We start from the raw sequence: 1120 nt of genomic DNA, 5'->3' as shown, positions 1-1120 counted from the left end.
AGGCGAACAGGGTCATTTTGAGCAACATGGCTGGATGAAAGGCAGGACGACCTGTGTGAGAAATTTCATCTAGTAGAACAGATTGAGGAATGGTATCCACAAACTGACTAATCAGACGAGCCTCATGAGTAGCAGGTAAATCCCAAGAAAGATTTAATTCCAAACTAAGCTGATTTGTGTTATACTGTTTATACATTTTCATGCCTTTCTAGTTGTTTTGTGGTTATTATAATTATAAAGCATGAAATGGAAAACGAGCAACTCCTAATTGGAATTGCTCGTTTTTTATATGTGAGAAGCTAGTTTTTGCCCAGCCTCGAAATAAAACTCCCAAACCGTTTATTTCTTTACAAATTAGACGGATTGAGAGTAGCTTCATTATAAGAATTTTAAGTTTAATCTATGTCGATAATAATATCAAAATGTTTTTTATCAACTTCTTTTGGAGCAACGTAACTAATATTTCGTTTGGCATTGAATATGTCAGATTCTTCCAATGATGTAGAGAGTCCGCTCCATGGTTCTAATGCGATAAAGGGACTCTGATTTGTAGTTGACCAAATCACTAAATATGGAAACTCTTCAAATGCAATCGAAAGTTTCTTCTGATGATTTTTTGATTTCAAGGTTACCTTTCGTGATGCTAATTGATCCAATGTTATGGCATCATGCTCAAACAGTTTATAGGACAAGTCCAAGGTCTTTTGATTTTCCAAGAATGGCTGGCGGTCTCGCAGATCAAGTAAGCCAGTTTCTGGAAAACTTCTAGGTACTGTACAAGATTCTACTTTTTCAAATTCTAAATAATAATCTTCATAACTCTCACCATCCAACAAGGGACAATTAAAACCTGGGTGACCACCAATAAAGTAAGGTAGCTTTCTATGTCCCTCAAGGTTTTTCACCCGATATTCAGTTCGAATTGTATTGCCAAGTAGTGAGTAGTTAATGGAAAGTTCAAATTCAAAAGGGTAATTTTTTACGGTTTCTTCGTTTGATGAAATAGAAAATTCCAAAGAGTTTTTGGTACTATTTACATTTTTGAACAGCATTTTTCTCACAAGTCCATGCCTTGGAATTGTGCCTGTAAATGTCAATCTTTCTGCAGGTTCATAGATAG

1 protein-coding gene and 1 pseudogene are annotated in these 1120 nt (G+C 35.4%); both read right to left on the bottom strand.

The window, feature by feature from the left end:
- Window positions 1–196, bottom strand: a pseudogene (locus tag ODU37_RS10665) (IS5/IS1182 family transposase); the annotation flags it as partial.
- A gap of 199 nt (window positions 197–395) precedes the next feature.
- On the bottom strand, window positions 396–1120 hold a 725-nt coding region (locus ODU37_RS10660), incomplete at its 5' end, for an aldose 1-epimerase family protein (protein WP_398580488.1).

This window comes from Streptococcus sp. 2021WUSS109 (assembly GCF_044427305.1).
In the GTDB taxonomy this organism is placed as follows: Bacteria; Bacillota; Bacilli; order Lactobacillales; family Streptococcaceae; genus Streptococcus; species Streptococcus suis.
This window is presented reverse-complemented; position numbering and strand designations above follow the sequence as displayed.